The sequence below is a fragment of the Sphingomonas rustica genome (assembly GCF_039652585.1).
Classification (GTDB): Bacteria; Pseudomonadota; Alphaproteobacteria; order Sphingomonadales; family Sphingomonadaceae; genus Sphingomonas; species Sphingomonas rustica.
In genome coordinates this window covers 14,839-41,711 of the sequence record NZ_JBDIZK010000017.1, presented here as the reverse complement: position 1 = coordinate 41,711, position 26,873 = coordinate 14,839, and the positions used below count along the sequence as shown (strand labels likewise).

At 67.2% G+C, this 26,873-nt stretch carries 21 protein-coding genes and 1 tRNA gene; 12 read left to right on the top strand and 10 right to left on the bottom strand.

Annotation, left to right across the window (positions count from 1 at the left end; all coding sequences use genetic code 11):
* The first annotated feature begins 2 nt into the window (after nt 1–2).
* The 4 genes from gspL to TPR58_RS21590 are packed head-to-tail and all read left to right on the top strand — an operon-like array spanning nt 3 to nt 4,305.
* The gene (gene gspL / locus TPR58_RS21605; protein WP_346248848.1) at nt 3–1,112 is read left to right on the top strand and encodes a type II secretion system protein GspL; all 1,110 of its coding nucleotides are present in this window, start codon (nt 3–5) and stop codon (nt 1,110–1,112) included.
* Nucleotides 1,109–1,603: a type II secretion system protein GspM gene (gspM, locus tag TPR58_RS21600; protein ID WP_346248847.1), complete on the top strand. Its 495-nt coding sequence runs from the start codon at nt 1,109–1,111 to the stop codon at nt 1,601–1,603. Before gspL ends, gspM begins: the two co-directional genes overlap by 4 nt.
* A complete protein-coding gene (gspE, locus tag TPR58_RS21595) occupies nt 1,600–3,081 on the top strand; it encodes a type II secretion system ATPase GspE (RefSeq protein WP_346248846.1) in 1,482 nt (493 codons plus the stop codon). Before gspM ends, gspE begins: the two co-directional genes overlap by 4 nt.
* Nucleotides 3,082–4,305 (top strand): type II secretion system F family protein, encoded by a 1,224-nt coding sequence (locus TPR58_RS21590; RefSeq protein WP_346248845.1) that lies wholly within the window; start codon nt 3,082–3,084, stop codon nt 4,303–4,305.
* 21 nt (nt 4,306–4,326) lie between these two features.
* Here the strand turns inward: TPR58_RS21590 and gspN are convergent, their stop codons facing one another.
* Nucleotides 4,327–4,956 (bottom strand): type II secretion system protein N, encoded by a 630-nt coding sequence (gene gspN, locus TPR58_RS21585; protein ID WP_346248844.1) that lies wholly within the window; start codon nt 4,954–4,956, stop codon nt 4,327–4,329.
* An 83-nt stretch (nt 4,957–5,039) separates the two neighbouring features.
* Between gspN and TPR58_RS21580 the strand changes: the two genes are divergently transcribed.
* The 3 genes from TPR58_RS21580 to TPR58_RS21570 are packed head-to-tail and all read left to right on the top strand — an operon-like array spanning nt 5,040 to nt 7,527.
* Complete coding sequence (locus TPR58_RS21580) at nt 5,040–6,098, top strand: ABC transporter substrate-binding protein (RefSeq protein ID WP_346248843.1); 1,059 nt, start codon at nt 5,040–5,042, stop codon at nt 6,096–6,098.
* A complete protein-coding gene (locus tag TPR58_RS21575) occupies nt 6,095–6,649 on the top strand; it encodes a type II secretion system protein GspJ (protein ID WP_346248842.1) in 555 nt (184 codons plus the stop codon). The genes TPR58_RS21580 and TPR58_RS21575 overlap by 4 nt, the downstream gene beginning before the upstream one ends.
* The gene (locus TPR58_RS21570; protein WP_346248841.1) at nt 6,646–7,527 is read left to right on the top strand and encodes a type II secretion system minor pseudopilin; all 882 of its coding nucleotides are present in this window, start codon (nt 6,646–6,648) and stop codon (nt 7,525–7,527) included. Before TPR58_RS21575 ends, TPR58_RS21570 begins: the two co-directional genes overlap by 4 nt.
* A gap of 45 nt (nt 7,528–7,572) precedes the next feature.
* Here the strand turns inward: TPR58_RS21570 and dinB are convergent, their stop codons facing one another.
* Nucleotides 7,573–8,661: a DNA polymerase IV gene (dinB, locus tag TPR58_RS21565; protein ID WP_346248840.1), complete on the bottom strand. Its 1,089-nt coding sequence runs from the start codon at nt 8,659–8,661 to the stop codon at nt 7,573–7,575.
* A gap of 202 nt (nt 8,662–8,863) precedes the next feature.
* On the opposite strand from dinB, the gene TPR58_RS21560 reads away from it, so the two are divergent.
* A complete protein-coding gene (locus tag TPR58_RS21560) occupies nt 8,864–9,715 on the top strand; it encodes a DUF1444 family protein (protein WP_346248839.1) in 852 nt (283 codons plus the stop codon).
* Between the two features lie 16 nt (nt 9,716–9,731).
* Here the strand turns inward: TPR58_RS21560 and TPR58_RS21555 are convergent, their stop codons facing one another.
* The 7 genes from TPR58_RS21555 to TPR58_RS21525 all read right to left on the bottom strand — a co-directional run bounded on the left by TPR58_RS21555 (nt 9,732) and on the right by TPR58_RS21525 (nt 22,119).
* Nucleotides 9,732–11,009: a serine hydrolase domain-containing protein gene (locus TPR58_RS21555; RefSeq protein ID WP_346248838.1), complete on the bottom strand. Its 1,278-nt coding sequence runs from the start codon at nt 11,007–11,009 to the stop codon at nt 9,732–9,734.
* Between the two features lie 62 nt (nt 11,010–11,071).
* The gene (locus TPR58_RS21550; protein WP_346248837.1) at nt 11,072–13,468 is read right to left on the bottom strand and encodes a hypothetical protein; all 2,397 of its coding nucleotides are present in this window, start codon (nt 13,466–13,468) and stop codon (nt 11,072–11,074) included.
* 1 nt (nt 13,469) lies between these two features.
* Complete coding sequence (locus TPR58_RS21545) at nt 13,470–15,851, bottom strand: hypothetical protein (RefSeq protein ID WP_346248836.1); 2,382 nt, start codon at nt 15,849–15,851, stop codon at nt 13,470–13,472.
* A 638-nt stretch (nt 15,852–16,489) separates the two neighbouring features.
* Nucleotides 16,490–19,138, bottom strand: a complete 2,649-nt coding sequence (locus tag TPR58_RS21540; protein ID WP_346248835.1) for a hypothetical protein — start codon at nt 19,136–19,138, stop codon at nt 16,490–16,492.
* A gap of 504 nt (nt 19,139–19,642) precedes the next feature.
* A tRNA-Pro gene (locus TPR58_RS21535) sits at nt 19,643–19,719 on the bottom strand.
* A gap of 101 nt (nt 19,720–19,820) precedes the next feature.
* Entirely contained in the window at nt 19,821–21,125 is a 1,305-nt protein-coding gene (locus TPR58_RS21530; protein WP_346248834.1) for an FAD-dependent oxidoreductase, read from the bottom strand.
* Nucleotides 21,126–21,141: 16 nt separating this feature from the next.
* Entirely contained in the window at nt 21,142–22,119 is a 978-nt protein-coding gene (locus TPR58_RS21525; protein ID WP_346248833.1) for a beta-propeller fold lactonase family protein, read from the bottom strand.
* A gap of 187 nt (nt 22,120–22,306) precedes the next feature.
* Here TPR58_RS21525 and pnuC point away from each other — a divergent pair, with 187 nt between their 5' ends.
* The 3 genes from pnuC to TPR58_RS21510 are packed head-to-tail and all read left to right on the top strand — an operon-like array spanning nt 22,307 to nt 24,455.
* Nucleotides 22,307–22,927, top strand: coding sequence for a nicotinamide riboside transporter PnuC (gene pnuC, locus TPR58_RS21520; RefSeq protein WP_346248832.1), 621 nt, complete (start codon nt 22,307–22,309; stop codon nt 22,925–22,927).
* Entirely contained in the window at nt 22,891–23,889 is a 999-nt protein-coding gene (locus tag TPR58_RS21515) for an AAA family ATPase (RefSeq protein ID WP_346248831.1), read from the top strand. The genes pnuC and TPR58_RS21515 overlap by 37 nt, the downstream gene beginning before the upstream one ends.
* Entirely contained in the window at nt 23,886–24,455 is a 570-nt protein-coding gene (locus TPR58_RS21510) for a DUF4291 domain-containing protein (RefSeq protein WP_346248830.1), read from the top strand. Before TPR58_RS21515 ends, TPR58_RS21510 begins: the two co-directional genes overlap by 4 nt.
* 23 nt (nt 24,456–24,478) lie before the next feature.
* On the opposite strand, the gene TPR58_RS21505 is transcribed toward TPR58_RS21510, so the two are convergent.
* Nucleotides 24,479–24,964, bottom strand: coding sequence for a SixA phosphatase family protein (locus tag TPR58_RS21505; protein ID WP_346248829.1), 486 nt, complete (start codon nt 24,962–24,964; stop codon nt 24,479–24,481).
* Between the two features lie 80 nt (nt 24,965–25,044).
* On the opposite strand from TPR58_RS21505, the gene lepA reads away from it, so the two are divergent.
* Nucleotides 25,045–26,856 carry a translation elongation factor 4 gene (gene lepA, locus TPR58_RS21500; protein WP_346248828.1) on the top strand — a complete coding sequence of 604 codons (1,812 nt, stop codon included), beginning with the start codon at nt 25,045–25,047 and terminating at the stop codon, nt 26,854–26,856.
* Nucleotides 26,857–26,873: the final 17 nt, after the last annotated feature.

Sequence of the window (26,873 nt, the reverse complement as noted above, 5' to 3'; positions counted from 1 at the left end):
CCATGCGTTCTGTCCATGAAAGCAATGTTACAGTCGAACCGCATGCCGACCGGCGTGCTGAGGGCGTGTGGACGCTCGCCGGCAGCGGTCCGATCATAAACGACCCTGACGGCCCCGCAACCTTGCTGGTGCCGACGGAGCAGGTGCTGCTGCTGGCGGTCGACCTGCCGCTGTCGAACCGCGCCCGGCGGATGGAGGCGCTGCCCTTTGCGATCGAGGACCGGATCGCCGACCCGATCGATTCGGTCCATCTGTCGATCGGCGAGGAGGTCGGGCCGAAACGCTATCTGGTCGCGGTCGTCCGGCACGAGGTGATGGCCGGGTGGGTTCTGGCGGCCGAGGATGCCGGACTGGCGCACGCCGCAATGGTGCCGGATGCGCTGTCGCTGCCGAAGCCGGAAAGCGACGCCGGCTGGACGGTCGAGCTGTGGAAGCAGCGGGCACTGGTGCGCGCCGCCGACGGCACCGGCTTCGCCTGCGACGAGGCGATGTTCGAGCCCGCCTGGCAGGCCGCAGGCAGGCCCAATCTTCATTCCTATAACGATCGCCATCCCGGGGACCTGCCGGTCACCGGTACGGTCATCGACAGCATTCCGCTGGGCCAGCGGTTGCGCAAGCCGGCGATCGACCTGCGCCAGGGCCTTTATGCGCGGCGCGGGCGGCCGGTGTCGAACGCGTGGCGCCGCACGGCCTGGATCGTCGCGGCGGGCGCGGTCGCGCATGCCGGCATCGCGCTGGCCGACACGGTCGCCCTCCGGATGATCGCCGATCGCCGCGAAGCCGATACCCGTGCGCTGATCCAGCAGGTCGCGCCGGGCACCTCGCTGCAGGGCGACATCGCGACCAGCGTGGCGGCGCTGCTGCCGGCGGGGTCGGGGCCGGCGCCGCAGACCTTCATTCCGCTGGTGTCGCGCCTGTCGTCGGCGCTGGCCCCGCTGGGTGCGATCAACGCGCGCAGCGTTCAATTCCAGTCGGAGACGCTGGTGATGGATATCGACGGCCAGCCGGGGCAGGCGGCGCGCGTGCGCGGGGCGCTGCAGAATGCCGGGATCAAGGCGACGGTCACCGAGGCCACCGACGGATCCGTCCGCATCTCGGCGGCTGCGCTGTGATCGTCCGGATCATCCAGCGCAGCGGCATCGAATCGCGGATCGCGCGGTTCGATGCCTGGTGGAACGCCCGGTCGCAGCGCGAGCGCGCGCTGTTCGCCGGCATGGCCACGCTGATCGGCGCGGTGGTGCTGTTCTACGGCATCCTGCTGCCGCTGCAGAATACGCGGGCAAAGGCCTATGCCGACATCCGCACCTACGAGACGATCAATGCCCGCATCCGCGCGGCGGGCACGCTGTCGCCGCAGCGGCCCCAGCGCAGCGGCGGTGCGGCCGAAGTCGTGAACACGTCCGCCGCCGGCATGTCGGTCCCGGTGCAGGTCGCGACGATCCCCGGCGGCGTCCGCGCGACGATCGCCGATGCGCCCTATGACGCGGTCATGTCTTGGCTCGCCGACCTGGGCGCGACCAGCCGCTTGAAAGTGAAGCGGGTCGAGATGAAGCGCCAGACCGCCCCGGGCCGGATCAGCGCGGTGGTGGATTTCGCACAATGATCGAGGATGTCGTCGCCGGCACGGTGCCGCTGCTCCCCTACAGCTATGCCCGTCGCCAGGGCGTGCTGCTTCGCCCCGAAGGCAGCGGCGTCGCCTGTCTCCACCGGCCGGGCATCACGCTGGATGCGATGCTGGAGGTCAAGCGCGTGGCGCCGGCCGCGGCCTTCGTGCCGCTGAGCGATGCCGAGTTCGATACCGCGCTGAGCGCCGCCTATAGCGGCAGTGCGGGCGCGGCGGCCGAACTCGACATGGGCGACATGGACCTGGCCGCGCTGGCAGACAGCGCCGCCGCGGTCGACGACCTGCTCGACAGCCGTGACGATTCGCCGGTCATCCGCCTGATCAACGCGCTGCTGCTCGAGGCGGTGAAGGAAGGCGCGTCGGACGTGCATATCGAGACGCAGGAAAAGCGCCTGGTGGTGCGGTTCCGCGTCGACGGCGTGCTGCGCGACATGCTGGAGCCGCAGCGCGCGCTGGCGCCGCTGCTGGTCAGCCGCATCAAGGTGATGGCGAAGCTGGACATCGCCGAGAAGCGCATTCCCCAGGACGGCCGCGTGACGCTGCGCATCGGCGGCCACGACGTCGATGCGCGCGTGTCGACGATCCCGACCCAGCATGGCGAGCGGGTGGTGATGCGCCTGCTCGAAAAGGGATCGCTGCGGCTCGACATGGAAGTGCTGGGCATGAGCGAGCGCGACCGCACCGTGTTCACCCGCCTGCTGGAACGGCCGCATGGCATGTTGCTGGTCACCGGCCCGACCGGATCGGGCAAGACGACGACGCTGTATGCGGCACTCAACCGGCTGAACGACCGCAAGCGCAATATCATGACGGTCGAGGACCCGATCGAATATGAGCTGGGCGGGATCGGCCAGACCCAGGTCAATACGCGGACCGACATGACGTTCGCGCGCGGGCTGCGCGCGATCCTGCGCCAGGATCCCGACGTCATCATGGTCGGCGAGATCCGCGACCAGGAAACCGCGCAGGTCGCGGTGCGATCGTCGATGACCGGCCATTTCGTGTTGTCGACGCTGCACACCAACAGCGCGGTGGGATCGGTCACCCGCCTGATCGACATGGGGGTCGAGCGCTATCTGCTGGCGCCGATGGTGGTCGGGCTGTGCGCGCAGCGGCTGGTGCGCCGCCTGTGCCCCAGCTGCCGGACGCAGGACGTGGCGAGCGAGGGCGACGCGCTGTTGCTGGGCGATGCGATCCGTCCCGGCGAGACGCTGTGGCGCGCCAATGGCTGCGCCGAGTGTCACGGCGAGGGCTATCGCGGCCGTGCCGGTCTGTACGAGGTGGTCGCGGTCGACGACCGGTTCCAGAAGCTGATCCATGACGGCGCCTCCGAAGCCGATCTGGAGGCGCATGCGCGCAGGGAGAATCCGGCGCTGGTCGACGACGGGGTCGCCAAGGTGCGCGCCGGGGTCACCACCGTGGAGGAAGTCGCGCGCGTGGTGAGGGAAGAGGCGTAAATGCCCGCCTTCGCCTACAAGGCCGCGGACCGTACCGGCGCGGCGAAGAAGGGCATCATCGAGGCGTCGTCGCCCGCCGCCGCGCGGGCGATGCTGCGCGAACAGGCCCTGCTGCCGCTGTCGGTCGAGCCGGCGGGCGAGCGCCGGGCGTCGCTGGGTCGCATCAGCCTGCCGAGCTTCAACCGCGGCATGAACGCGCGCGCGCTGGCGACGGTGACGCGGCAGATCTCGACCCTGGTGGGGTCCGACATCTCGATCGAGGAAGCGCTGCGGCTGGTCGGCGCGCAGTCGGAACAGCCCCAGGTCAGTTCGGTCCTGCTGGGCGTGCGCGGGGCGATCCTGGACGGGCGCAGCTTCGCCTCGGCGCTGAGCCAATATCCCAAGGCCTTTCCCGAATATTATCGCGCATCGGTCGCGGCGGGTGAATCCTCGGGCAAGCTGCCCGACGTGCTGTACCACCTGGCCGAGTTCGTCGAGAACCGGCAGGCCAATGGCCAGAAACTCCAGCTCGCCCTGCTGTACCCCGCGCTGCTGGCGCTGGTGTCGCTGGGCATGATGGTGCTGCTGATGGTCTATGTCGTGCCGGACATCGTGAAGGTGTTCGTGTCGCGCGGCGCCGAATTGCCGTTCCTGACCCGCGCGCTGATCGCGGTCAGCGCCTTCCTGCAGGATTTCGGGTTGTACCTGCTGCTGGCCATCGCGCTGGTGCTGCTGGCGTTCGAGCGCTGGCGGCGGGTGCCGGCCAACACCTTGCGGCTGCACAAGGGATTCATCGATCGCCGGCCGATGCGCCGGTTCAGCCGTCAGCTGAACGCGGCGCGCTTCGCCGGCAGCCTGGCGACGCTGGTCGGCAGCGCGGTGCCGCTGGTCGAGGCGATCCATGCGGCGGCGGCGGTGACGCCCAACCACTGGGTGCGTGCGCGGGCGATCCATGTCGCCCAGCGCGTGCGTGAAGGCATCAGCCTGCGCGCGGCGATGACCGAGGCGGGGGTGTTCCCCAGCATGCTGATCGCGATCGTCGCGTCGGGCGAAAGCTCGGGCAAGCTGGCGCCGGCGCTGGGCCGCGCCGCGGGCGAGCTGGAGCGCGAGCTGGACGGGCTGGTCACGGCGCTTGTCGCGCTGGTCGAGCCGCTGGTGCTGCTGGTAATGGGCGGGCTGGTGCTGCTGATGGTGCTGTCGATCCTGCTGCCGATCATCAACCTCAACAATCTCGTCGGGGTCTGACGCGCGGCGGGCGACCGCCGGTCAGAGCTTCATCCGCATCGGCGTGCCCGGCGGCAGCGGCAGGAAGGGCAGCGTCCGCGCGCCTTCGGGCGTCATGTTCAGTTCGAGATCGCCGCTTTCGCTCAGCGTCCCGCTCATCAGCGTCGTCATCCGCTGGGTCGCGGGCGCCAGGCGGATGCGGGTGACGTCGCCGACCGTTTCCGCGGTGAACAGCAACGAGGGCACCTGCGCCCGGGCGGCCAGTCCGCGTGCGCCGCAGCTGCCCGGATCGGTCAGCACGCGTGCCTGGATCATCTGGTCGTCACCGCCCGTCACCGCGCGCGGCATGTCGACCTGGGCCGTCATGTCGCAGCTGAACGGCATGTTGGGCTTCAGCACCGACAATAGCCCGGCATTGGCCGATCCGCTGACCTTGTCGAACGTCGTGCTGCCCGGATGCGCGATCACCCGCCCGCCAAGCTCGGTATCGGGGCCGGTCAGCTTCCAGTCGGCGGCAAAGCCCAGGCCGAGCAGCGAGCGCAGCGGCGACCAGTTCCAGCGCGCGGTGCTGCCGCCCGCGACGCCGACCTCGCCGTTCCAGATCGTGCCGGAGACACCCGATCGCCACGGCCGGTTCTTGAACACCGCGCTCGCCGGGATGGTCGCGACCATCGCGACCGCGTAAGCGGCTATGCCGAGGACGGCGAAGCGGATAATGTCGCGTCGAACAGTTTGACGTTCGATCGGAGTCGCCAGTGCCACTTGAATCCCTGCATCGGCGGGACCTGCTGAACCTCCTGACATCGGGAGCGGTCGCATCGGCGGCATCGGTCGCATTTCCCTCTTTGGCCCTGGCAGCGGGCGAGAAGAAGGACAAGCGCCCCATCGCCCTGCTCGTTCCGCTCTCGGGTGAGCGGGCACGGCTGGGCACTAGCATGCGGGCCGCGGCATTGCTCGCGGAAAACAGCGCCTATGTGCAGGCGTTCGACACCCAGGGCACCGCCGCCGGAGCCGCGGCTGCGGCGACGCTGGCGTTGAAGAAGAACCCGGCGATGATCCTGGGCCCGTTGCTGGCGGAGGAAGTGCCGGCGGTCTCGGCGACGGTCGCCGGCCGCGTGCCGATCGTCGCGTTCAGCAACGACAGCGTGCTGCGCAGCCCGGGCACCTATATCTTCGGCATCACCGCGGCCCAGGTGACCAGCGCGATCCTGCGCTATGCCCGGTCGCGCGGGGTGCGCAGCGTGGTGGTGATCGACGATCACTCGCCCTGGTCGAGCGCGGCGGCGCTGGCCGCCAGCAAGCTGGAAGGCGAACTGGCGATGACGATCCGGTCGGTCGAGATCCAGGCGGGCCAGCCGCTGCCCGATGTCGGCGAGGCGCCCGACGGCGTGCTGCTACCCGGCAATGGCGAGACGGTGGTGGCAGCGGCGCGCGCACTGAAGGACAGCGGCGTCCAGTTGCTCGGCACGCTCCAGGGGCTCGACCATCGCCCGCAATCGCTGGCCGCACTGGACGGGGCCTGGATCGCCAGCCCCGATCCGAAGGCGTTCGGGACCTTCGCCAGCGAATTCTCGGGCCGGGTCGGCGGCGATCCCGGGACGATCGCGGCGCTTGCCTATGACGCGGCGGGCATCGCCAATTCGCTGCGCAATTCGAACACGCTGACGCCCGCGGGCCTGCTCAGCGCGCAGGGCTTCCAGTGCGTTACGGGCCCGGTCCGGTTCCGCACCGACGGCAGCGTGGCGCGCGACTTCGCGATCCTGCGAGCCCGCGCATCGGGCTATGAGACGGTGGCGGTGAGCTCGGGCGCATGACCGACGATCCGCGTGAAGCCGGCGAGTCCGGCTTCACGCTCATCGAACTGATGATTTCGCTCGGCCTGTTCGCGCTGATCGCGACGGCCGGGCTCGCGCTCGTCCAGGGCGTGCTGAACGTGCAGGGTCGGACCGAGGTGCGGCTGGACCGGCTGGCCGAGCTGCAGCGCACGATGTTCGTGATCACCAGCGATATCGACCAGATCTCGGCCGGTCAGGTCAGCGGCGAGGGCGGGCAGGTCAAGTTCAGCCGGGTCGCGCCCGGCACCGGCGGGCAATCGGCCGAAGTGCTCTATACGCTGAATGACGGCGCGCTGGTGCGGGGCATCGGGCGGGCGCAGCAGCCCTTGCTGACCGGGATCGCCGCCGCGCGCTGGCGCTTCTATGACGACGGGCGCTGGGTCGATCGCTGGCCGGTGAACGAGGAAGGTGCCAATCGCTGGCCCGGCGCGATCGAGGTCGAACTGGAGTTGGCGCCGGGGACCCGCGGGGGAACCCAGGGCAAATTGCGCCGGATCGTCGTGCTGCCGACGCGAGGAGACGGCCAGTGACGCGCGAGGTGCCGCAGGACGAACAGGGCATGATCCTGATCAACGTGCTGATGTTCGTCGCGATCGCGGCAGGCATGGTGCTGCTGCTGATCACGCGCGAGGAAGTCGCGCTGGACCGCGGGCTGCGCGCGCGCGAGGCGGCCCGGGCGCTGGCGGTGGCGCGTGGCGGCGAATTGTCGGCGATCGTCGGCCTGCGCCGCGACCTGGAGAAGTCGCCCGAGGCCGATTACCCGGCCGAACCCTGGGGCAAGCTGTCCGAAAGCGGCGCGCCGATCGAGGGCGGCACCTTCGACCTCGCCATTTCCGATGCCGAGGGCAGGTTCAACATCAATTCGGTGCGCAATGGCGAGGCGGCGTCGCTGATCCTGTTCCAGACGATCGCGGCGCGGGTGGGCGTACCCGACGAGCAGATCGACCTGCTGATCCAGCTGGTCCGCCTGCAGGGTCCGGTGACCGACCTGCGCCCGCTGCGGTTGCTCGAGATCGAGCCGGCGGTGCGCGAGCGGCTGGAGCGGATACTGACCGCGCTGCCGGGCAAGACGACCGTGAATCTGAATTCGGCCGACCAGGAATTGCTGACCATATTGTTCAACGATCCGCTGGTGGCGCAGCGGCTGGTCCAGCTTCGCGCGCGCAAGGGGTTCCTGGACGCCGCCGATCTGGTCGACCAGAAGGCGACGATCCCGTTCGGCACCTCGTTCCGGTCGAACACCTTCTGGGTCCGTACCCGGGTGCGGATCGGCGGCACGACGCAGCAGGTGGCGACGCTGATGAAGCGCGGCTTCGATCAGGAGGGCACGGCGCAGGTGGTGCCGATCGAGCGCTGGCGCAACGCCGCGGTGCCACCGGACGCGCCGCCGTTCGTGGAGAAGAAGTAAGCCCTTTCCTCCCCCGGATGCGCAGCATCCGGGGGAGGAAAGGGGTTACCCCAGCAAGCTCAGCTGCGGCTCCGCATCCCCCTCGCCGAACCCCGACAGCGTCACGCCCAGCAATCGCACCCCCAGCCGCAGCGGGTAGAGCGTCCGCACCAGCGCCAGGCTGACCTCATGCAGCGTCGCCCGGTCCTGCACCGGGGCGTTCAGCGTCCGGCTGCGCGTGACGATGCGGAAGTCGGAATAGCGCGCCTTGACCGTCACGGTCCGCCCGCGGCCGCCGGTACGCTCGCACCACTCCCACACCGAATCCGCCTGGACCAGCAGCGGAGGCTCGACTGCCTCGGGGGTGGTCAGGTCGGTCGCGAAGGTCGTCTCCGACCCCGAGGATTTGCGCGGCCGGTCGGGCGTTACTTCGCGGTGATCCTCGCCGCGCGAGATGGCGTGATACCAGCGGCCTGCCTTGCCGAACTGCGCCTGGAGGAAGGCGACATCCTTGTCGCGCAGGTCGGCCCCGGTCTGGATCCCGAGCCGGTTCATCTTCTCGGTCGTGCGCGGGCCGATGCCGTGGAAGCGCGATACGGGCAGGGCGGCGACGAAGCCGGGGCCGGTGGCGGGGGTGATGACGAACTGGCCGTCGGGCTTGTTCTGGTCCGACGCCAGCTTGGCGAGGAACTTGTTGTACGAGATGCCGGCCGAGGCGGTCAGCTGCGTCGCCTCGAGGATGCGCGCGCGGATCTCGCTGGCCGTCGCGGTCGCGGAGGGCAGGCCGCGCAGGTTGGCGGTCACGTCGAGATACGCCTCGTCCAGCGACAGCGGCTCTACCAGAGGGGTATAGTCCAGGAAGATCTCGCGGATCTGGCGCGAGACGGCGCGATAGACGTCGAAGCGATGCGGCACGAAGATCAGGTCGGGACAGCGCCGCTGCGCCGTGACCGAGGGCATGGCGGAGCGGACGCCGAACCGGCGCGCCTCATAGCTGGCCGCCGCCACGACGCCGCGCCCGCTGGCGCTGCCCACCGCGACCGGCTTGCCGCGCAACTCGGGAAAGTCGCGCTGTTCGACCGACGCGAAGAAGGCATCCATGTCGACATGGATGATCTTGCGGCTGTCCGCATAGGGTGAGGCTTGCTCGGTCACTCGTCCGTGTCGTCGTCGCTGCCGGATCGCGCCGGCGTGTCGGGCGCCGATCAGGGCGCGCGCGGGGCGGAACAAACCGCGAATTCGCCTGAAGGTCAAGGGCGGTGACCCGAGATCGCGACGCGGTGGCATGCGGGCACTCCCGGCGGGACCGGGCGTTTACTTCCGATCGATCGTACCGGCCATCGGGGAGAAGACGGGCATGTCGCTGCTGAAGAAGCTGTTCGGTTCGGACAGGTCGGACCGGGTCCTGTCGCATGGCGATTATGCGCGGCGCTATGCCGAGCATGTCCGGCGGCGCTTTCCCGATATTTCCGTCGAGGCGAAGATCGGCGCGGATGCGGCGGCCAGCCACGTCATATGGACGACGCCAGGCGGGACCGTGGCACGGCAATATTTCGGCAACTGGTATTCGCGCCTTGCGGGCGGCGAGGATATCGACCTGTTGATGGCGGCGCAGCTGGACGAGGCGCTGGCGCTCGATGCCGTCCATGGCGCACCCGAGCTGCGGCAGATCCTGCCGGTCATCAAGTCCGCCGCATGGGCGGAAACGACGCGCCGCCAGCTCGAGGGCAGCGGCCTCGACACCACGAACGCGGCGTTCGTGACGCGTCCGTTTGTCGCCGACCTGATCGTCACCTATGTCGTCGATACCGAGAGTTCGATGCACTTCGTCACCGCGGAATTGCTGGACGAACTGGGACTGGACGCGGCGCAGCTTCATGAAACGGCGCTCGGCAACCTGGCCGACAGGCTGACGGCACTGACGATCGAGGGCGGGGACGGCCGCTATGCGATGCGCCTCGACAGCAATTACGACGCGTCGATGCTGCTGGTCCTCGACCGGTGGCGTGACCGGGTGCCGATGGACGGCCCGATCCTGGTCGCCGCGCCCTCGCGCGATACGGTCCTGCTGGGGGCTGCCGACGATCCGGACATGCTGGCGTCGCTGGCGGAGATTGCCCGCACCATCGCCGCGCAGACTGCCTATCCGCTGTCGGACCGGGTGTTGCGGTGGAGCGGCGGCAGGCTCGTGCCCGCCGACGCGCATTGACAAGCGACTGCCGGGCTCAGTCGCCCGGCGGCCCCTGATAGCCGGCACCGTACACCGCCTCGCGGATATCGTGGTGGAGCGTGCCGTCGAACGGGAAGCGCTGCACGAAGAACACCGCGGCAAGGTCGTTGGCCGGATCGACCCAGAACAGCGTCGACAGCGCGCCGTCCCAGAAGAATTCGCCGACCGCGCCGCGCGCTTCCTCGGCGCTTTTCGGCGGCGACACCCGGACCGCGAAGTCGAAGCCGAACCCGACCGCCCCCTTGTTCGGCAGCCAGTAGCGCTCGGTGATGCGCGGATCGAGCTGGTCGGTGCTCATCAGCCTTACGGTCGATGGTTTCAGGGCTCGCGCCCCATCGAGCGTGCCGTGGTTCAGCAGCATCCGGGCGAAGCGCATATAATCGTCGATCGGCGCGACGATGCCGGCACCGCCCATGGTCAGCCGGTGGCCGGCGAAGTTGTTCGCCTTTACCCGCTCCTCGGGCAGGCGGACCAGCGCGCCGTCCTTGGTCTTTTCATAGCCGATCGCCAGCCGGCCGAACCGGTCCGCAGGCTGGGTCCACCCCGAATCCTTCATCCCCAGCGGGTCGAAGACATGCTGGCGGACATAGGCCTCCAGCGTCTGGCCGGAGAAGATCTCGACCAGCCGTCCCTGGATGTCGACCGACGCGCTGTAGCGCCACTGCGTGCCCGGATCGAAGGCCAGCGGCAGGCCGGCGATGCGCTTCGTGAGCGTGGCAAGGTCGTTGTCGAGGTTGAGGGGGTCGGCGGTGCGGAACAGCGCGTCGACCGGATTGTCGTCGCCGCCATAGGTCAGGCCGCCGGTATGGCGCAGCAGGTCGCGGATCGTCATCGGACGTGCGGCGGGGCGATAGAGCGGGACGCCGGCCGCATCCTTGCCGGCATAGACGCGGGCGTCGGCGAATTCGGGGATGTAGCGCGACACCGGATCGTCGAGGCCGAACTTGCCCTGCTCCCACAGTTGCATCAGCGCGACGCCGGTCACCGGCTTGGTCATCGAGAAGATCTGGACCAACGTATCGCGCGTCATCGGCCGGTTCGCCTCGCGATCGGCGAGGCCGGCAGCGCCGAAATAGCGCTCGCGCCCGCCCTGCCACACCATCGCCGAGACGCCGACCGCGCGCTTATCCTTCACCATCGCGGCGAGCATCCGGTCGATGCGGGCCTTGTCGATCTTTACCGGCTTGGCGACCGTCTGCGCAGCCGCCGGTACCGGCAACGCTGTCACCGGCGCGAGCAACAGGGCCGCGAGCGCAAGGCGTGGCTGAAGCATGAGAATCCCCTCCTGATTTTGTCCGAGCTTATCCTCTTGCCGGCGTATGGGGAACGCCGCTCTTAGTCGTAGTGATAGGGCGAGCGCTTCGCCCAAACCGATCCCGGGTAGCGCCGGTGCAGCAGCTGGAAGGCGCGCTTGCTCATGTGATTATAGTTGCCGCCCCATCGGCCGATCCGGATCAGCCAGTAGAGTGCCTCGGGAGATCGCGGATCGGTGGGATTGGCTCGGGCATGGTCGAGAAGCTCGTCCCACAGGAAGACGGTGCCGGCGGGATAGGTCTCCGTCTCGTTATCCAGATAACGGCCCTCCGCCTGGTATCGGCCGCGCTCTGCCGTCGCGCGGGCCTGGGCCCCGGCGACGAAGGGCGGCAGGTGGACGGGGCGCCCGCCGGCGCCGCATTTTCCGCGACATACCAGGTCGTCCTCGCCCTGACCCATGTCGAGCGCATCGTCGTGCCGTCCGCTGATGCCGTCGGCGGCATAGCTGCTCGCGGCAGGAACTCCGGCGTCGCTGGTTGCTGCACCCGGTGGCAGCGTCGTCCAGCGCGTCCAGTATCCGCCGAACTGCCGCACCGTGCCGCGCGGGCGGTAATAGCTGGCGAGATCGGGGCGCAGCCCCGGCAATTTGGCCATGGCGAAGAGCTGCGCATAGCGCTTGGCCGATCCGCGGCTGGCGACGATACGCTGCCAGTCGGCGCGAAGCTGAGGGAGCAGCAGCACGAGATCACCCGCCATCTGATCGGCGATCCCGTCATCGCGAAGCGCGACCGCCCGGGCGAAGCTGGTCAGCGCAACGTCCAGCCTCAATTCGGGCGGCAGGGTGCGATCGCGTGCCACCGCGGCACGCATCGTCAGCGGCATGCGATCGATGATCGCCCGCGCATCCTCACCGAAGCCGAGGAGGCCGCCCGGGCCGTTACCCAGCGTGATGTCGCCGGTCGGATCGTAGATCGAGGTGCAGGGGCGGGGCACCAGATCGCGACAATAGGGCTCGCGGAGTGCCGCACGGATCAGGTCGGCGGGGTCGGCAGCAACCTGGGTTCGCAAGCCGAGAAACAGATTGCGATCCGATCTCGTCAGGTCACGCCGCGCGAGCAAGGCGTCGATCCCGCGCCGGAGATCCGCCGGATTCTCCGTGTCGAGGGTCAGCCGGAAGCGATGGTATTGTGCCGTCAGCCAGGCGGGATTGTCGGGCTTCACCCGCGCCGCATCGGCCGCAAGCGCGGCGGCGTGCGGATCGCCAGTACGCGTCACTGCCAGCGCGGCGACCAGCCACGCCGCGTCGCCGCTTTCCGTCCATCTCCGCCGAGCGCGTTCGGCGGGCGTCTCCACCGGCACGGTGAGGACGGCGTCGACAATCGCATCCAGGCCGAGCGCGATGAGCCAGGGATCGTTTGCAAAGGGCAATGATGGGCTCAGCGTCTCGCTTCGCATCGTCCGCATCCAGTCGGCCAGGTCCGGCTCCGGCGCACCGCCCGGCTGCAACGTCACATAATCGCGCAGCGCCACATCGACGTCGTCGGGCAGGGTGCCGGCGGTCAGTTCTCGGTCAAGTTGAAGCAGCAACTGGGCAGGATGTTCGCGATAATCGAGTGCACGCAGGATCGACCGCGCGGCGTTCTTGCCAAAGACCTCGGTTGGCGCGGCAAGAACGGCCTCGGCCGCGGCGCGGGTGGCGGCAAAGCGGTCGGGGTTGGGGGGATCGATCGCCGCGTTGAACAGTGATCGCGCGACCAGATACAGCCCATAGGAGCGCCACGGAGATGCCGGATCCTGCGAGATGGCGCGAAACCGCTGCGCCGCCTCGTCGAAGCGGCGGCTGTACAGGGCGAACGCCGCCTGCTGATAGTCATGGTCCTTTCGCAGCCATTCGGGCGCGTCCACGGGGATCGGAGTCAATGATCCGGCGTCTCCGCCGCACGCCTCGAACACCGAATTCTGGGCCCGCAACCACGCCTGGACCCCGGGCGAGTCGGCCCCGTAGCGCCGAACCCGGTCGGTCAACGTCGTGGCGGCGGTATCGAATGCATCGCTGAGACAGGTCGGGACATAGACATAATCGGCGCTCATCCGGCCGACGCGGATATACTCGTCCAGCGCCGCACCGCCGGGCACCAGCTTGCGCGCCTCGACCCAGCGCGCGGCGCCCTTGTTTTCAACGCCATAGGCTTGAAAGTCGCAGCATTTTCGCGCGAGCCTGGCCCCGGCGACCGATCCGACCGGAAGCTCGTGCAGCAGACGCCAGTTCGCGAACAGCATGCCGTCGGTGCCGGTGACCAGCACGACCCCGACGCGCCCCGCGAAGAAGCGCTCCTGTTCGGTCGGTGTCCCGCCGCGCTCGTCGACATAGGTGGGGCCCGCAATCGGATCGCCCGACCCGAGTGCTGGTGCGGCGAGCAGCAGCGCCGCCGACAAGACCGGAGATCCAAGGGCGATGCCGCGCCAGGCCAGCGCCATCTTATAGTCCCTTGTACCAATAGGGCGACTTGGCTGCCCAGCCGGAGCCGGGATAGCGCTGATGCAGCAGGTCGAAGGCGCGCTTCCCCAGCAGATCGTGATCGCCGCCCCAGCGCGCGATACGGATCAACCTGTACAGCGCTTCGGGAGATCGCGGGTCGCGGGGATTGGCGCGAGCATGATCGAGCAGCTCGTCCCAAAGGAAACTCGCATTTGCTGGATAGACCTCGCCGTAATCGGGGCGCGGCAGAATGGTGCTCGCATATTCGCGATCGGCCTGTGCTGCCGTCCGGGCAAGAAACGGAGGGAGGTGAAGCGGAAATCCTCCCGCGCCGCATTTGCCCCGGCAGATATAATCTGGCGCATCCCCGAAGCGCCAAATCCCGTCAGAGCTATATTGGTGATCCTTGGGGTAGGACGCCTTCGGACGCGAGGCGGGAGCCGGAACAGCCCAAGCTTGCCAATAGCCATAATAGCCCATCGGCGGAGTGCGCTCATACGTGGCCAGATCGGTCGTCAGTCCAGGCAGGCGGGACATCGTCACAAGCTCTGCAAATCGCTTCGCCCCACCGGAGGGCGTGCGACCGATACGCTGCCAGTCGGCGCGCATTTCCGGCATCAGCCCGACCAGGTCCTTCGCCAGCTGATCGACGATCCGGTCCTCGTGCAGCGCCACGGCGCGACCGAAACTCGTCAGGGCGATATCGAGACGCAGTGGGGCCGGAAGGCCGGGATGGCGAGCCAGGCCGGCACGCATCGCAAGCGGCATCCGGTCGATCAGCGCTTGAGCATCTTCGCCGAGTCCTACAAATCCCCGATCGCTGCGCGCCAGTGACGAGTCATTCCCGGGATAGTTTTCCACCACGCAGGTGTCGGGCTTGGTCGATTCGCAAATCGGATAGCGAAGGGCGAAGCGCACGAAGTCGTCCAGCGAACTTGCGACCTGCGCCCGGATGCCAAGGAACAGGTTCCGATCCGTCCGGCTCAGGTTCCGGCGTGCCAGGATCGGATCGATGCGCGCTCTGATCCTTGCCGGGTCGGCGGTCGAGATCGTCAGTCTGGCGATGTGATATTGCGCGGTGAGCCAACCCGGGTGACCCTCGCGGATCGCCTCCGCGTCCGCGACCAGCGAAGAGACTGTGGGGTCCGTGGCGGGAGCCATGGCAAGGGCCACGAGCAGCCATGCGACGTCACCGCTTTCCGCAAAGCGGCTACGCGCGCGCGCCACCGCGTCGCCGCCGGTCGGCTCCTGAGCCGCGATCAACAGCCATCCCAGGTCCAGCGTTTCAGCCCAACGCGCCTTGGCCACTTCGACGTCGGGCCATCCCCGCTCGTCGTTCAACGTCATCGCCCAGTCGGCGAAAGAAGGGGGCGAGGTGTTTGCTCTCGCCGTTCGCATGTAATCGACAAGAGCGACCGGGGCGTCCGATGGGAGGCTGGGCGCGTTCAGCTCGCGCTCGACCGTTGCGAGCAATGAGAGGGGACGTTGCCGAAAGTCGATCGCGCGCCGAATGCCACGCGCATCATCCTTGCCGAAAAGATCGTCCTTCGACGACAGCACGGCATTCACCGCAACGGACACGCGGTCATAATGCACCTTGTCGGGATTTTGCAGGGCATCGCGATAGAGCGAGCGAGCGGCGAGATAGAGGCCATAGCGGCGCCAGGGGGAGTGACGATCCTGGCCGATGGCGGCGAAGCGGTCCGCTGCCTGTGGATAGCGGCCGGAATAGAAATCGAGCGCCGCCTGCTGATAGGCGCGGTCCTTTCTCAGCCATCCAGGCGCATTCGACGCCAGTGCAGGCAACTCGACGCTGGTGCCATCGCATGCCTGGAACACGGCATCCTGAGCCGCAAGCCAGGCGCGGATCCATGGCGAGGCGGGGCCATAGGCCGCGACGCGTCGCTCGAGCGCCGACGTTGCGGTATCGAACGCGCTGCGAAAACAGGCCAATTGCCACTGGTAATAATCGACCTGGACCCGCCGTTCGGGATTGATCCAACTGGGTGCGTCGCCGGCCACCTGCCTTCTGGCAGCCCGCCATCTTTCAATCCCGGCATCGGGTGTCCCATAGGGCTCCCAATCGCAGCAACTGCTGGTCAGGCGTACGCCGTTCTCGACGCCTACCGGAAGACCATGAAGAAGTCGCCAGTTGATCAGCAGCATGCCGTCGGATGCGGAGGCGAGCAACACGCCCATCTGCCCGTCGAAGAGCCGCCTTCGCTCCGCCTCGCTGCCGCCCGTCTGGTCGATGAAGGTAGGACTGGGGGCGGGGCCTCCGGATCCGAGCGCCGGCGCGGCCGGGACCAAAGCAGCCGCCATGAACGCGAGACGCCACCAATAGCGTGCGCGGGCGTGTGGCGCTTCGGCTGGCGTGGGCAAAAGAAAAACTCCTAGTAGGCGTTAATTACAAGCAAGCTTCCATCCTGCCGCCTGCTCAGTATAAAAACTTTCTTTCGGGTATTTGGCCACCAATCACATTCGGAATCTGAGTCATATTGATATGATACTGTTATGACTTCATTCCTTGATTCGTCTTTTGGCCACTTTTTATATTTAATTGATGAGAATGTTATCAATCCATGTTCAATATTGCCCGTTACCGATTTCGAGGTCAGCGTTGCTTTTGCACTGATCTTGTGGTTGTATTTCTTTGTAACGTAACCCTCCGGTGAAGCGACATCGCAGCGGGGATGCGCGCGTGGGTGACCGGGATTCAAAGACAATGTCAGGGCAGACATGCATATCGCACCCTTGATCACGGACTTTGAACGAGGGCACAAACGCGTGGATGCTGACGTTTGCGTAGTGTTCGACCTAGGCATTGTTTTTTTGCCCTCGCTGAATGAAGGGATAAATTTTTAATTCCACGGAGAAGTTGCAATTTTGATATAGACTAAAGATAGGCTCGAATTCAGTTTTTACTATTCGTTAATCTATCAATTTCAAAGTCTTCTCATGATATCTATCAATTGATCCTTTGGATCTTATTCATAAATCACCGGCCTCATCGAAGATGTTCAGAACCATATGGGCGACTTCCGCGTCCATTCGGACTGGGGATGATGGCGATGAAGCATGTTGAAGGCGCGCTCGCCGACATCGGTATTGCTACCGCCCCAGCGCTTTATCCGGATGAGCCAGTAAAAGGCTTCGGGTGTTGCCGGGTCGTCGGGATGTGCCTTTGCATAGGAGAACATCTCCTCCCAAAGCTCGATGCTCCCGGGCGGAGGCGGCGGGAGTTCCCAATAGACCCCTGCCGGATAAGTCCGCAGTCGCTCGCGATCGGCCTGCGCGACACCGGGCGCCGCAAAAGGCGGTACGTGGAGAGGGAATCCGCCAGCACCGCATTTGCCGCGACAGGTCAGATCCGCTTCAGCGCCTTGGTCATAGCCATAGCCATAGCCATAGCGCCCCCGTATTCCATCGGATGAATAGGCGCCCGCGGGGGCATAGCGCGGCTGATCGAGGGCATTGCCGCCGGGCGGCATGATCCATTGCGACCAGGGGGCCCGGTCCCGGTGAAGACCCCGAGGACGTTGATAGTCGGCAAGATCGAGTCGCAGTCCCGGCATCTTCGCCATCGCAAGTATCTCGACAAATCGCCGCGTTGCGCCTGGCCTGGTGGTCGCGATCCGCTTCCACTCCTGGGCGAGTGTTGGATGCAGCGAAGGCAAGATGACGGCCAGCCGATCGATTGCCGCCTCATCCTGCAGCAGCACTGCCCGGGCGAAGCTTGTGAGGGCGATGTCCTTGCGCAGATCCGCCGGGAGATCCGCGCGGCTGGCGAGGTCAATGCGTGTCGAGACCGGCATCCGGTCGATCACGGCGCGCGATTCCTCGCCCAGCCCGACAAAGCCATTGCTCGTCAGTGCCACATAGCGGTCGTCCAACCGGGAATGGCTGCTGGCGCAGAAGCCGGGCTTCGTCGCCTTGCAGTCCGGCTGACGTTGCGCAAGGCGGGCGAACTCGTCGATCGACGCGGAGAGTTGCGCACGGACCCCAAGGAAGAGGTTGCGGTCGCTGCGGGATAGATCGCGGCGTGCCAGCACCCGATCTGTCCGCTCGCGCAGCGCGGCAGGGTCGGCGTTGGCGATCGACAGTCGGATCAGATGATATTGCCCGGTCAGCCATCCCGGATGGTCGGGCGGGATCCGCTCGGCCTCGCGCGCCATCTCCCCGGCGGACCGATCATCCGTACGGGTCAGAGCGAGGGCAGCGATCAGCCACGCCGGATCGCCGGTCTTGGTCCATCGGTCGCGCGCATGCCCCGGCGCCTGGCCAGCTTCGGCGCGCTCGACCGCCTCGATCAGCCAGCCCAGATCGAGCGTCTGGCTCCAGTTGCGCTGCGCCTCTTCGACATCGCCGGCCGCCGCCGAAGTTCTTATCGTGATGATCCAGTCGGCAAGGTCGCCGTACATGTCCCGTTTCCGGTTCAGGCTCATATAGTCGCGCAGCGCGAGGACGGTGTCCTTGCGTAAAGCCGGCTCGGCCAGTTCGCTGTCGAGTTCCCGCATCAGTTCGTCGGGACGTTCCCGATAATCAATCGCCCGAACGAACGCTCTGACCTCGGCCGGGCCATCGCTGCCAGCGGGGAGGGACTGGACGCTGCGGAACGCCTCGCGCGCCAGCCTGAGGTGCTCAGGGGAGGGAGCGGCAAGCTGGTCGTGATAGCGGGATCGTGCGACCAGGTAGAGCCCGAGCGGTTGCCAGGGCGATTGCGGGTCGCGGGCGATCGCGCCGAACAAGTCGGCAGCCTGCGAGAAGCGCTGGCTGTAGAAGGTGAAGGCGGCGTGTTGATACGCATAGTCTTTCTGCAACCAGACCGGCGCGTTTGAAGGGAGAGCGGGAAGGGTGGCCTTTTCATTCGCGCATGCGTCGAACACGGCATCCTGAATTCCCAGCCATGCCCTGACATAGGGCGAGCCCGCGCCATGGGACCTCACCCGGTCCCGCAACGTCGCTGCGGCCCTATCCATCGCGTCGCTGTGGCAGGCGGCGATCCATCGATAGTCGTCGGTATATCGTTCCGTACGAATGTAATCGATCTGCGGCGCGGTGCGGATAAGCTTGCGCGCGGTCATCCATTTGTCGAAGCCGGACTCCTCACGGCCATAGGCTTCGAAATCGCAGCATCGCTCCGCCAATCCCGCGCCCGCCTCGGTGCCTACCGATAGGCCATGTAGCAGGCGCCACTGCGCAAACAGCATCCCGTCCGATGCGGCAGGCAACACCACGCCCAGTCGGCCGCTGAAAAACTGGCGCTGCTCAGCGGGGCTGCCGCCATTGATGTCGATATAGGTCGGGAACCACTCCGGATCGCCACCCGACCCGAGCGCCGGCGCCGCCGGCACCAAGGCCGCCGCTGCAATCGCCACACGCCACCGACGCCACGCCGTCATCGCCACGCCTCCACGGTCTGCCGTGCCCTGTCGAGATCCGCCGGGGTCCAGCTGCCGGGATTGAAGAGATAGACTCGCCGGCCTGGCGGTGCCCGGACGATAGGCGTGTCGGTGGAGATCGCCAATGCGGTGCGGCAGCGCGGATTGCGGAAATCTCGCCCGTTTTCGAGGCTTTTCAACAGATATTTGCCACCCGGTCCCATGCGGAACAGCATCGGCACGATTTCGTCGACCGGCGCGTCCTTCAACCAGGTCTCGTGGTCGCACCACGAGGCGATCGCGGTCATCGACAGGAAGGTACCGGCGGGCAGGGCGCGGCGCAGGTCGGACAGGGTGTCGAGCAGCACCTGCCGCTCCGATTCGCGGACCTCGAAGTCGAGCTGGACGCGCGATCCGGGGATCAGCGTGGCGTGGTCGACGATCGCCGAGACCAGCCGCCGGCGCAGTTCGGGCGACCAGACCAGCGGACGCTCATGGTCGATCTGCACATGCACGGTGACGGTGGATGGCGGGCGATCGACCTTCAGCGGGAACCGCCGGCCGCGCACGAACAGCGTCGTACCGCGCAACTCGATGAAGCCGTGCTGGACGGCGACCTCGACCGAGGGATCGACGAATCGCAAATCCTCTGGCCGTTCCCAGGCCCAGACGATCAGCTGCGACTGCGGCGTCGCCGGACGGCATCCGGCGAGGGCGAGAATCGCGATGAGGGGAAGAAGCAGCGGCCGCACGGGAGGGTCATCCCGCGTGGCTGCCAGCTTTTCAAGAAAATGGTCGGGAAGAGAGGATTCGAACCTCCGGCCCCTGCCTCCCGAAGACAGTGCTCTACCAGGCTGAGCTACTCCCCGACGGAGTATCGATCCTTTTCATGCGGGCCCTTCGGAAGGGCCGGATCGATGCTGGAGGCGCGCCTATAACGAGGCCCGCGGCGTCGTGCAAGCGGTTCGGATCAGCTTTCTCGCGCGGCAAGCAATGCCTCGATGCTGGTGAATTTCTCTCGGGGGGCTCCGCTGCGCGCGGCGGCGTTCTCCGCAGCCTCGATCTTCTGCCAGTCGCGGAAGGTCACGACCTCCACGCCGCGCGATGCCAGCAGCGAATCGAGTCCGGGCCGGCCCGCCTTGTCCGATCCGTCGCGAAGGTCCGATGCGATCTTCTCGACCACCGAGAAGCCGTCCGGCCGATTCGTGCCGATCGTGCCGGTCGGCCCGCGCCGGGCCCAGCCGACGGCATAGAGGCCGGGCAGGATGCGGCCCTCGTCATTGGCGAAACGGCCCGCGGCCTCGTCATAGGGAATGCCCTCGATCGGGGGCGTGCGATAGCCGATGCAGCTCACCACCAGGCTGGCAGGGATGGCATAGGTTTCGCCGGTGCCGGCGGCATGGCCGGTCTCGTCGAGGGCGGTGCGCTCGACGATGACGCGTTCGGCGCGGCCGTCGCCCTCGATCGCGATCGGCATCGCGAAGAAGTCGAACACGATCCGGAACGGCTTGTCCGATGCGCGCGGCGCAGCAGCGAACTCGCGCAGGTGCGACAATGCCTTGCGGTGGCTGATGTCCAGCGGCGCGTCGGTTTCGACCGGGGGCAGGTCGGCAATGTCGACGATCGGCTGGGCGCGGGCGAGATGGCCGAGCTCGCTCAACTCCTTCGCCGTCATCGCGACCTGATGCGGTCCGCGCCGGCCGAGCAGGGTGACGGTGTCGACTTTCGACTCGGCAAGTTCGGACAGGGCATAGCCGACAATGTCGGTGCCCTCGAACTCGGCCGGCGTCTTGGCGAGGATGCGGGCGACGTCGATCGCGACGTTGCCGTTGCCGATCACCACCGCGCCGGTGCCGCCCAGCGCGGGGGCCAGGCCGGTAAAGTCGGGATGGCCGTTATACCAGCCGACGAACGCCGCTGAGCCGACGACGCCGGGCAGGTCAGCGCCGGGTATCTCGAGCGGGCGGTCGAGCGGCGCGCCGGTCGCCAGCACGACCGCATCGTACAATCCGCGCAACTCGTCGACCGAGACGTCCTTGCCGACCGAGACATTGCCGACGAAACGGACATTGTCGGTCAGCGCGGTCGTCTCGTAGCGGCGCGACACGCCCTTGATCGACTGGTGATCCGGGGCGACGCCGGTGCGGATCAGGCCATAGGGCACCGGCAGCTTGTCGAGAATGTCGACGCGCACGGCGTCGCCGAACTCCTTCTGGCAGGCTTCGGCGGTGTAATAGCCGGCCGGTCCCGATCCGATTACCGCGATATGGCGCATGGCTGGCTCCTTGGTTTCATGGTCGGCGTTTCGCTGGGGCGATGGCGAGGCCATCACCATTCTTGCCTGCCGCGAGGCGTCGCGTCACCGCGAAGCGGGCCAGGTCGATCTCGGCAACCTGATCGCGACCGGTCTCGGCGGCGTAGAGATGCGTGCCGTCGCCGGAGAAGAGCAGGGTCACCTGACCGGCATCCTTCGACCCGGACACCGGAAAGCTGCGGACCAGCCTGCGCGTGACGGGGTCGATCAGGCTGACCGTGCCGCTGGCGATGTTGCTGGTGGCGATCCAGCGGCCATCGGGGCTGGCCAGGACGCGGATCGCGACCGGGTCGACCGCCAGTTCGGCGAGCTTCGCGCCGGTCGCGGTGTCGAACGCCTGGACGCGCGGGGCGGAGAGGTCGCCGACCCACAGGTCCTTGCCGCCCTGCGCCAGCGCCAGTCCTTCGGGTTTGCCGCCGACGGCGATGTCGCGAAGCTTGCGGCCCGCGGTCAGGTCGAGCACGCTGACCGTGCCAGAGCCGATATTGGCGACATAGGCATGGCGCAGGTCGGGGGCGACCACGATCATGTGCGAGCCCTCGGCATCGGTCGCGATCGCCCGGATCTCGCCCGAGGGCTGGACGATCACGACCGACCTGCTGCCCTCGGCGGTCGCGACGATGCGCCCGTCGCTGAGCCACAACAGACCATGGGGGCGCTGGTTCGGGTTCAGCTCGATGCTGCGCAGCTTCGTCCGGCCGGCCAGGTCGAACACGTCGATGGTCGATCCGCCATAGGCAACCACCGCGGCCTGGCTGCCATCGGGGGATACCGCGATCTCGTGCGGCATCGGGCCGGTGGGGAGCCGCGCGAGCTCCTTGCCGTCGGCCAGGTCGATCAGGCTAAGCGTATTCTCGCCCTTGTTTCCGACCAGCAAGGTGCCGGTTGGCTGGGCCGCCGCCGGGGTCAGCGTTGCGGCCATCGCCGCGACGAGGACAGGAAACCAGACACGCATCGGCCTCTCCCGTTCTTTGTGCCGGATGGTAACGGGCGTCGGGCGGGGCGCAACCCCCGATCGGGGAAAGACGTGATGCCGCCGGGGCTTCGCCGCGTGGATCGACCGGCCGGACGAGCCGGCGCGCGCGGCCGGGCAGCCGCAATGGCTCTCGACCCCATGCGAACCTGCCTGCTAGGCACGCCGGGTGAGCGCTTCCCCGACCGACATGCTTTCCCAGTTCGTGCACTGGGTCGGGTTCAGCCCGATCGAATATGTCGCCACCGTGCTGGGTCTGGCGAACGTGGCGCTGATCGTCCGGCGCAGCATCTGGAACTATCCGTTCGGGCTGGCGATGGTCGCGCTCTATGGCTGGGTGTTCCTGGGCGAGCGGCTCTATTCGGATGCGCTGCTTCAGATCTTCTTCTTCGTCGTCCAGATCTATGGATGGTGGAACTGGCAGCGGTCGCGCGCCGAGGCGGGCGAGGTGGCGGTGCGGCGTCTGGCCCCGCGCGCCTGGCACGCCTGGCTGCTCGGCTGCCTGGTCGCAACCGCCTTGTGGGGCGCGATGATGCACGCGCTAACCGATGCGCATTTCCCCTGGTGGGATGGAGGAATCGCGATGCTGAGCGTGGCGGCGCAGATCCTCCAGTCGCGGCGCTATCTGGAAAGCTGGCTGTTGTGGATCATGGTCGACCTGCTCGCCATCCCGCTGTTCGCGGTGAAGGGGCTGCTGCCCACGACTGGCCTGTACGTGATCTTCCTCGCGCTGTCGGTGGCGGGCTTCTTCCAGTGGCGCAGCGCCGCGCGGGCGCGGGCCGCGGCGTGACCCGGGGGTTCCTGCTCGGCAAGTTCATGCCGCCGCATAACGGCCATGTGTTGATGTGCGAGACGGCGCGGGCGCTGGTCGATCAGCTGACGATCCTGGTGTGCTGGTTGCCCGACGATCCGATCCCGGGGCCGCTGCGGCTGCAATGGATGCGCGAGCTGTTTCCCGATTGCCGCGTGGTCGGCCATGACGCGGTGGTGCCGCAGACGCCCGAAGAGCATCCCGGCTTCTGGGACATCTGGCGCGGCATCTCGCGCGCGGCGCACCCCGAGCCGATCGACCGGGTGTTCGCGTCCGAAGCCTATGGCGAGCGGCTGGCTGCGGAACTGGACGCGGTGTTCCACCCGGTCGATCCCGGGCGCGACGCCGTTCCGGTCTCGGCCAGCGCGATCCGCGCCGATCCCTGGGGCAATTGGCGCCACCTGCCGATCCCGGTGCGACCCTATTATGCCCGCACCATCTGCCTTCACGGGCCGGAGAGCGTGGGCAAGTCGACGCTGGCCGCGCGTCTTGCCGAGCATTTCGGCACGCGGATGGTGCCCGAATATGGCCGGACCTGGTGCGAGGTTCGCGGCAACGACCTTGTCATGGCCGACCTGATCGAGATTGCGCGGACGCACGACGCGATGACCCAGGCGCTGCTGCGGCAGTGCGATCGGCGGCTGATCCTCGACACCGACCCGCTGATGACCGAGGCCTGGGCAGAGATGCTGTTCGGCAGCGTCGACCCCTGGTTCGCCGGCTGGGACCGGACCGCCGACCTCTATCTGCTGCTCGATATCGACCTGCCCTGGGTCGACGACGGCACCCGCTTCTTCGCGGATGCGGAGGAGCGGCGGCGCTTTTTCGATATCTCCCGTGCCCGGCTGGACGCGCGCGGCGTGCGCTGGGCACTGGTTCGGGGCGAGGGGGAGGCAAGGGTCGAATCCGCGCTGAGGGCGATCGAGGAGGCAGGATTATGAGCGACATACCGGCGCAGCAGATTCGCGCGCAGTTCGACGATGCGACGATCCGCGTCTATCAGGCCTACAGCCACGAGATCGCCGATGCCGCACTGGCCGCAGGCCGCTTCGTCGCGCCGTTCAAGCGGGAGCGGATGACGTGGATCAAGCCGTCCTTCCTGTGGATGATGTACCGCGCCGGATGGGGGTTCAAGGATGCTGGCCAGGCGCGCATCCTGGCAGTCGATATCAGCCGTGAGGGGTTCGAATGGGCGCTGGCGAACAGTTGCTCCAGTCATCCCGAACCGGGCATGAGCCGCGAGGCCTATGACCGGCTCAAGCAGGAGCGGCCGGTCCGGGTCCAATGGGATCCGGAGCGCGACCTTCATCACCAGCCGCTGCCCCACAGGGCGATCCAGATCGGGCTGGGGGGCGAGGCGGTCGGGCGCTATGTCGATGACTGGACCGTTGCGATCAGCGACGTGACGCCGCTGGCACACGAGATCCACGCGCTGGTGCAGCGGTGCGAACTGGATGAGGCGCGTGCCAGATTGCCGGTCGAGCGCGCCTATCCGCTCGACGTCTAGCCGTCATCCGGGGCGAGGCGCTTTCAATAGGTCAGACGGTCGCGCCTGGTGGTCCTGCCGTCGATGGTCCACACATCGCCGAAATCGGGATGGGTCAGCGCGGCCGGGCGCTCGCCGCCGAGCTGCTCGACGATGTCGGGCACGGTGTTGCTGTGTCCGACGATCAGGACCGGACCCGTCTCGGCCTTGACCCGAGCGACCAGCGCCGGCGTATCGGCGGGGTCGTAGAGGCGCAGGCGGATCTGGCGTTCGCCGTTCAGTGCCGAGATCGTCTGGCGGGTACGGCGAAAGTTGCTGACATAGATGACGGACAGCGGCTTGCCCTGGAACCATTCTGCCAGCGCGCGGCGGCCCTTTTGCCCGCGCTCGGTCAGGTCGGGATCGCGCTGGCCCTCGGGCGTGTCGAGATGACGCATGACATAGACGGGCGCGCTTTCCGGCCCGGTCACCGCCATGCCCGGACCCGCCAGCGCCAGCACCGCCGCCACGATTACTGCCCAGATCCGCATCGCTCTCTCCCTTGGCCGCAGGGTGCCGCAGCGGGCAGGGCTTCGCAATGGGGCTCACCCCTGCTAACGCGCCCGGAATCATGGCCACAGAACTCTCCAAGATCCGCAACTTCTCGATCATCGCGCATATCGACCATGGCAAGTCGACGCTCGCCGATCGTCTGATCCAGCGCACCGGCGGTCTCACCGAGCGCGAGATGAGCGCGCAGGTGCTCGACAACATGGATATCGAGAAGGAGCGCGGGATCACCATCAAGGCGCAGACCGTGCGCCTGGAATGGAAGGGGCATGTCCTCAACCTGATGGACACGCCGGGCCATGTCGACTTCGCCTATGAGGTGTCGCGCAGCCTGGCGGCGTGCGAGGGCGCGCTGCTGGTGGTCGATGCGGCGCAGGGCGTCGAGGCGCAGACGCTGGCCAATGTCTATCAGTCGATCGAGCACGACCACGAGATCATCCCGGTCATCAACAAGATCGATCTGCCCTCGGCCGAGCCCGAAAAGGTGCGCAACGAGATCGAGGAGATCATCGGGCTCGACGCGTCGAACGCGGTGCTGGCCAGCGCCAAGTCCGGCATCGGCATCGAGGAAGTGCTGGACGCGATCGTCGAGCGCATCCCGGCGCCCAAGGGCGACCGCGACGCGCCGCTGAAGGCGATGCTGGTCGACAGCTGGTACGACCCCTATCTGGGCGTCGTCATCCTGGTGCGCGTCATGGAAGGCACGCTGCGCAAGGGGCAGCAGGTCAAGTTCATGCAGACCGGCACGCTGCACCTGGTCGACCGGGTCGGCTGTTTCCGCCCCAAGATCGAGCAGCTGCCCGATCTCGGCCCGGGCGAGATCGGCTTCATTACCGCTCAGATCAAGGAAGTGGCGCAGGCACGCGTCGGCGACACGCTGACCGATGCGAAGAAGCCGGCGGCCGAGGCGCTGCCGGGCTTCAAGGAAGTCCAGCCGGTGGTGTTCTGCGGCCTGTTCCCGGTCGACGCCAACGACTTCGAGAAGCTGCGCGAATCGATCCAGAAGCTGCGGCTGAACGACGCCTCGTTCAGTTTCGAGATGGAGACGTCGGCGGCGCTGGGCTTCGGTTTCCGCTGCGGCTTCCTCGGCCTGCTGCACCTCGAGATCATCCAGGAACGGCTGAGCCGCGAATATGACCTCGACCTGATCACGACCGCGCCCAGCGTGGTCTATCAGCTTCAGCTGACCAAGGCGGCGGGCGAGGCGGCCGGGCAACAGATCGAGCTGCACAATCCAGCGGACATGCCCGATCCCAACCGGATCGACATGATCGAGGAGCCGTGGATCAACGCGGTGATCTATGTGCCCGACGAGTATCTCGGCCCGATCCTGAAGCTGTGCCAGGACCGCCGCGGCGTGCAGAAGAACCTGACCTATGTCGGCGGCCGCGCGCAGCTGACCTATGAACTGCCGCTCAACGAAGTCGTGTTCGACTTCTACGACCGGCTCAAGTCGATCAGCCGCGGCTATGCCAGCTTCGATTACGAGCAGATCGGCCACCGCGAGGGCGACCTGGTCAAGATGTCGATCCTGGTGAACAACGAGCCGGTCGACGCGCTGAGCATGATCGTCCACCGCGCCAGCGCCGAGGCGCGCGGCCGCGGCATGTGCGAGCGGCTGAAGGACCTGATCCCGCGCCACCTGTTCAAGATCCCGATCCAGGCGGCGATCGGCGGCAAGGTGATCGCGCGCGAGACCATCGCCGCGCTGCGCAAGGACGTGACCGCCAAATGCTATGGCGGCGACATCAGCCGCAAGCGCAAGCTGCTGGACAAGCAGAAGGAAGGCAAGAAGCGGATGCGCGAATATGGCTCGGTGCAGATTCCGCAGGAAGCCTTCATCGCCGCATTGCGGATGGGCGACGACAACTAAGGTTGTTGGGTGGGGGT